Here is a 5,277-nt window from a genome sequence, read left to right as displayed (position 1 = left end):
AAACTGCCACCGATTTCTACACCTGCTGCAATCGTTTTGTCTGATTATTAACTGGTTTATTTGACTTAAAGCAAAAAATAGCTTTTCATATGCTTTTTCTTTTGTTTTATTAAATACTACAACCAGTCCTGAAGGTTTTCCTTCATACTCAATTGTATATGCAAAAATAGAAACTGGTGCTTTAATTTTGTTTTTGCCAATAAGTACATATTCTTTGAGTTCTATGCCAAAAACCTCTCCTTGCGTGCGTCTTTTTGCTATATTTTTTATCATTTCTAATTCTTTATCTGCAACATCAATCAAATCGTAAAAACTTTTTCCTAAAAGTTCATTATGATCATAGCCTAAAAATTCATTAAATGTTTTATTTGTATAAACTATAGAACCATTATCCTGATAAATAAATATGCCAAATATTTTAGAATCTTTTAGTATTTCAGGAAAATTGTTAATTTTAACGCTCCTTTGCTAAACCAAACAAATCTAAAACGCCAAAACCTAAAAATCAAAAGCGCATATTATTATGTTACTGTATTATATTAAAAAATTTTTAATTTGTAAATAAAATTTTGCCATATTAATTATAAAATTAAATTGAGTATCAATATAAAGATATTTTTTGAGATTGACTAAGTGCATTCATTTAATATACTAAAGCTTAGGAAGTGTTTAAAAAGTTTACAATGGATAGTTTTTTTCATGGCGCTGATATTTATAGTTTTGCAAAAAAACTCAATATTAAACCAAAAGATGTTATTGATTTTTCTTCGAATATAAATTTTGTAAAGCCAAAAGTTAATTTAAAAAAAATTGATATTAGTCCCTACCCTGACCCAAGATATGTTAAACTCAAAAAAGCTATCTCAAAAAAATACAATATTGATAAAAACTATATTCAACTGTTTAATGGTTCAACAGATGCAATATTTACCATTATAAATCACTTTGACGATGTTACTTTATACGCACCTATTTTTTCAGAATACAAAAGGGCAAATAAAGTACAATTAATCAATAGATTTTCAAATATTTACGAAATTCCGCCTAAAGACTCATTGGTTGTTTTTGTAAATCCTTCTACGCCAGATGGCACTTACTACGATTTAAAAAAATTTTTTGATATATGGTACAAGCAAAATAATACAGTGCTAATAGATGAATCTTTTTTGGATTTTAGTGGTAAAAAAAGTGCACTTTGCTTTTTAAATGATTTTGAAAAACTTATTATTTTAAAGTCTTTTAGCAAATTTTATGGATGTGCTGGTGTCAGAGTTGGCGTTTTAATAAGTAAAATAAAATTTAAAACACCTCTTTGGAATATATCTACATTTGATGAACAATTTATTTTACAAGCTTTAAAAGATAAAAAATTTGAAATTAAATCAAAAATTTATGTAGAAAAAAATAAACAATTATTGCGCGAAATTTTAGAAAATTCTGACTTATTTGAAAAAATATATGATTCTAATACTAATTTTTTGTTAGCAAAGCTAAAACACATAAGCTCTATTGCTCTGCAGGATAAATTATCAGCTTACAATATATTAATCAGGGATTGTTCAAATTTTGATTTTTTAGATGAATTTCACGTAAGATTTGCCGTTAAATCAAAAAAAGGGTTAAAAGCTCTAAAAAAGGCTTTAAAATGAACGATATCTTGGTTTTGGGCTCATCATCCAGCGCTGGAAAATCTACAATTACAATGTTTTTATTGAATATTTTAAAGCAAAACAATATAAAAGCCCTACCCTTTAAAGCACAAAATTTCTCAAACAATTCAACTGTTGCAGATGATAATACTGAGATTGCATTTGCTCAATACTTTCAAGCAAAATCTGTAAATCTAAAAACTAATTATCTAATGAATCCGTTGCTTGTAAAATCAGCAAACAATCAAAAACTTCACATAATTTTAAATGGAAAATTTTTTGGCCAGATGGATGCAACCGAGTTTTACACAAATATTGATACTTTTAAATCCTCAATAGAAAAAAGTTACAATAGCTTGAAAAAAGATGGTTTAATCGTAGCAGAAGGCGCAGGTAGCCCAACAGAGCTTAATTTTTTAGAAAAAGACTTGGCTAATGTTTTTATAGCAAAAACATTTAAGCCAAAAATTGTATTTGTAGCAGATATTGAAAGAGGTGGTGTATTTGCAAGCATATATGGTACAAAAGAGTTATTAAAAAAAATTGGCCTTGAAATTTCTGGTGTTATAATTAACAAGTTTAGAGGCGATATAAGATTGTTTGACCAAGGAGTAAAAATAATAGAAAATGAATTTGGCTTGCCAATTTTGGGTATTTTGCCCTATAAAACATTAAATATTGGATATGAAGACAGCTTCAACATAGATAATTACAATCAAAACAAAAAGCCATTAATTAGAGCAGGTGTTTATCGCTTTAGGCACATAAGTAATTACTTTGATATAGAACCTCTTGTTTTGGATAAAAATGTTGAAGTTACATTTTTTAGTGATTTAAATTTGGCAGAAATGTTTGATGTGATAATTTTTCCTGGCACAAGACAGACAGTTTTTGATCTTATGCTTTTAAAAAAACAAGATTACAAGGTTTTAAAAAAATGCAAAATTATAGCTTTATGTGGCGGCTATCAAATGCTATTTAGCGATATTTTTGACAATGTTGAATCAAATGTTGGACATACAAAAGGTTTGGGCTTAATTGATGGTCCTGTTTACTTTTTAAGAGAAAAAACACTAAAGCGTTCTGTTTACAACATAGCAGGCTTTGATGTAGAAGGATTTGAGATGCATTTTGGTCAGACTGAAAAACTATTTTACGAAGATGAAAATATATTTGGCACGCTTGTACACGAAGCGCTATTTAGCGATAAACTAAGGACTTACCTGTTAAAAAAAGTAAACCCAAATTATCCTGGTTTTTGCTATAAAAAAGCTTATAAAAAACACCTTGCACAATTTATTCAAACATCTAAAATGAATTTTTATGTGGATAAATTTATTAAACTCCTATAGTTTTTTAGCCTTTTGCGCATATCTGATTGATTATATTTTTGGATCAATAAAATTAAAATACCATCCTGTTGTTTTGATAGGTAAGTTTATAAGTTTTTTTGAAAGGCATTTTTACAAAGATAGCATAAAAGCAGGAGCAATTATTTTTATAATTACGAACTTATTGGCACTTTGTTTTGTTGGATTTATCTATATTATTTTGCCAAAAATATACTGGTATGTTTTTGAAATAGGTCTATCTGGTATTTTGATTGCAAACAATATGCTTTATAAAGAAGTCAAAAAAGTTGTCCTTTCTGATAACCCGAGGCAAAAACTCAAGTATTTGGTAAGCCGTGATGTTGAAAGCCTAAGTGAATCCGATGTTTACAAAGCCTGTATTGAAACTTATGCAGAAAACATAAATGATGCAGTTATTGCTCCGTTATTTTATCTGTTGCTTTTTGGTTTGTGGGGGCTTGTAGTTTATAAATGCACAAATACGCTTGATTCAATGATAGGCTATAGAAACGCTCGTTATGAAAAATTTGGCAAAATTAGCGCAAGGGCTGATGATGTTTTAAACTTCATTCCAGCCAGATTAACTGCATTAATTGTGCTTTTTGTAAACAAAAAACTTAACTACATTAAAAATATTTCAAAACTATCAAGATACTATACAAGTCCAAACTCAGTTTATCCAATAGGAGCTTTTGCATATTCTCTTGAAGTTTGTCTGGGTGGTCCTACAAGTTATTTTGGTAAAGTAGTTTTTAAACCAACGCTTGGTTTTAATAAATGCAAACTCGATGAATCTGATGTATTTAGAGCACTTAGGCAAAAAAATAAAATAGATTTAGCAATTGTTTTGATATTGGTGTTTTTAGTTATAATAGAAAACTGGAGGATTTTTATTCGATGAATGCGCTTTTTATTGGTCCAAATAAAAGTGGCAAATCCCGACTTGCATTGGAATATACACTTAAAATTGCCCAAACAAAACCATATTTTATTGCAACAGGGATTGCAGTTGATGAAGAAATGAAAAAAAAGATTGAACTTCACAAAAAAGAACGAAAAAACAGTTTTATTACAATAGAAGAACCACTTTTTATCTATGAAAAGCTACAATCTATAAAAGAATACAAGCTACTTGATTGCCTGAGTTTTTGGATTAGTAATATGTTATTGAGCAATAAGGAAAACGAAATTGAAAATACAGCACATAATATATCAGAGATTCAAAATTGTGTATTTGTAATAAATGAAGTAGGAGCTTGCGTTATACCTGACAATGAACTTGCAAGAAAGTTTGCTCATTACAATGGGATTGTTGCTCAAATTATAGCCAAAAAATGTGATGAAGTGTTTTTATGCTCAGCAGGCATTAGTATAAAAATCAAATGAAAAAGTTTTTTATTGGTTTTGCAATAGCATGGAATATGCTAACAAATATACCATTATTTAGAATTTATACATTTAAAGAAGGCTACAATGCTTACGCATGTGTAAATTATGGTGTTGTGGGGTTTGTTTTAGGATTAATTGTCTATTTGCTTTGCAAAATTGCATGTATTGAGCCCTATATTCTGGTAAAAGTTTTAATATTTAGCTTTTATACGTTTTCTTATGGTGCACTTCATCTTGATGGCTTGTTTGACAGTCTTGATGCAATTTTTTTAAAAGCACCAAAAGAAAAACTATTGAGCATTTTAAAAGATCCCCACCTTGGTTCATTTTCTGTAATTTTTGGCACATTATTTATAATTACAAAATTGACTGCTTTTGTTTACCTTAAAAATATGTCTTTGTTTATTGTGGCAGCAAGTGCTTCGCGCTTTAGTGTAATATTTCCCATCAGATTTTTCCCATACATTTCTTCTGGTATGGCACAAAAGGCAAAAAATGAGCTTAAAAGCTATCATTTAATAATTTCAAGTTTTATTATGATTGCTATTTTATCGCCAATTTACAAGTTTTCAATTATAATTTTAATATTTAGCGTTTGCTGTAGCTTGTTTTTTGGCAATCTTTTGACAAAAAAATTTGGTGGCCTAAATGGTGATTTTTACGGATTATTAATTGAAACAAATGAGTTACTTTTAATTTTGGTTTTTGTTTTTTTGGGTAAATATTTATCTTGACACATTGGTACAAATTTCATAATTTATCTTCAGTGCGGGGCGTAGCGCAGTCTGGTAGCGCACCAGTTTCGGGTACTGGGTGTCGGAGGTTCAAATCCTCTCGCCCCGACCAGAACTTATTCGAGGTAGTTTAATCGTGACCAAAGAACAAAA

6 protein-coding genes and 1 tRNA gene are annotated in these 5,277 nt (G+C 29.1%); 6 read left to right on the top strand and 1 reads right to left on the bottom strand.

All coding sequences use genetic code 11. The features are described 5' to 3' along the window. On the bottom strand, positions 1-408 hold a 408-nt coding region (locus ACP5FO_RS08350), incomplete at its 3' end, for a PAS domain-containing protein (RefSeq protein WP_428157367.1). Positions 409-683: 275 nt separating this feature from the next. Between ACP5FO_RS08350 and ACP5FO_RS08345 the strand changes: the two genes are divergently transcribed. From ACP5FO_RS08345 to ACP5FO_RS08320, 6 genes are all read left to right on the top strand, one after another. Beyond that, positions 684-1,649, top strand: coding sequence for an aminotransferase class I/II-fold pyridoxal phosphate-dependent enzyme (locus ACP5FO_RS08345; RefSeq protein ID WP_428157366.1), 966 nt, complete (start codon positions 684-686; stop codon positions 1,647-1,649). Continuing rightward, entirely contained in the window at positions 1,646-3,001 is a 1,356-nt protein-coding gene (locus ACP5FO_RS08340) for a cobyric acid synthase (protein ID WP_428157365.1), read from the top strand. The genes ACP5FO_RS08345 and ACP5FO_RS08340 overlap by 4 nt, the downstream gene beginning before the upstream one ends. Beyond that, positions 2,973-3,902: an adenosylcobinamide-phosphate synthase CbiB gene (cbiB, locus tag ACP5FO_RS08335; protein WP_428157364.1), complete on the top strand. Its 930-nt coding sequence runs from the start codon at positions 2,973-2,975 to the stop codon at positions 3,900-3,902. Before ACP5FO_RS08340 ends, cbiB begins: the two co-directional genes overlap by 29 nt. Continuing rightward, positions 3,899-4,387 carry a bifunctional adenosylcobinamide kinase/adenosylcobinamide-phosphate guanylyltransferase gene (locus tag ACP5FO_RS08330; RefSeq protein ID WP_428110767.1) on the top strand — a complete coding sequence of 163 codons (489 nt, stop codon included), beginning with the start codon at positions 3,899-3,901 and terminating at the stop codon, positions 4,385-4,387. The genes cbiB and ACP5FO_RS08330 overlap by 4 nt, the downstream gene beginning before the upstream one ends. Then, complete coding sequence (locus tag ACP5FO_RS08325; protein ID WP_428157363.1) at positions 4,384-5,124, top strand: adenosylcobinamide-GDP ribazoletransferase; 741 nt, start codon at positions 4,384-4,386, stop codon at positions 5,122-5,124. The genes ACP5FO_RS08330 and ACP5FO_RS08325 overlap by 4 nt, the downstream gene beginning before the upstream one ends. Before the next feature lie 35 nt (positions 5,125-5,159). Next, positions 5,160-5,236, top strand: a tRNA-Pro gene (locus ACP5FO_RS08320). Positions 5,237-5,277: the final 41 nt, after the last annotated feature.

The sequence above is a fragment of the Desulfurella sp. genome, from assembly GCF_049977265.1.
Taxonomy (GTDB): Bacteria; Campylobacterota_A; Desulfurellia; order Desulfurellales; family Desulfurellaceae; genus Desulfurella.
The sequence above is the reverse complement of the archived record's forward strand: the minus strand, read 5'-3'. Positions and strand labels throughout refer to the sequence as shown.

Bases quoted from the DNA above. Each gene is read 5' to 3' on its own strand.
- ACP5FO_RS08340 (WP_428157365.1), top strand. From the start codon at position 1,646: ATGAACGATATCTTGGTTTTGGGCTCATCATCCAGCGCTGGAAAATCT.
- cbiB (WP_428157364.1), top strand. From the start codon at position 2,973: ATGTGGATAAATTTATTAAACTCCTATAGTTTTTTAGCCTTTTGCGCA.
- ACP5FO_RS08345 (WP_428157366.1), top strand. From the start codon at position 684: ATGGATAGTTTTTTTCATGGCGCTGATATTTATAGTTTTGCAAAAAAA.
- ACP5FO_RS08330 (WP_428110767.1), top strand. From the start codon at position 3,899: ATGAATGCGCTTTTTATTGGTCCAAATAAAAGTGGCAAATCCCGACTT.
- ACP5FO_RS08325 (WP_428157363.1), top strand. From the start codon at position 4,384: ATGAAAAAGTTTTTTATTGGTTTTGCAATAGCATGGAATATGCTAACA.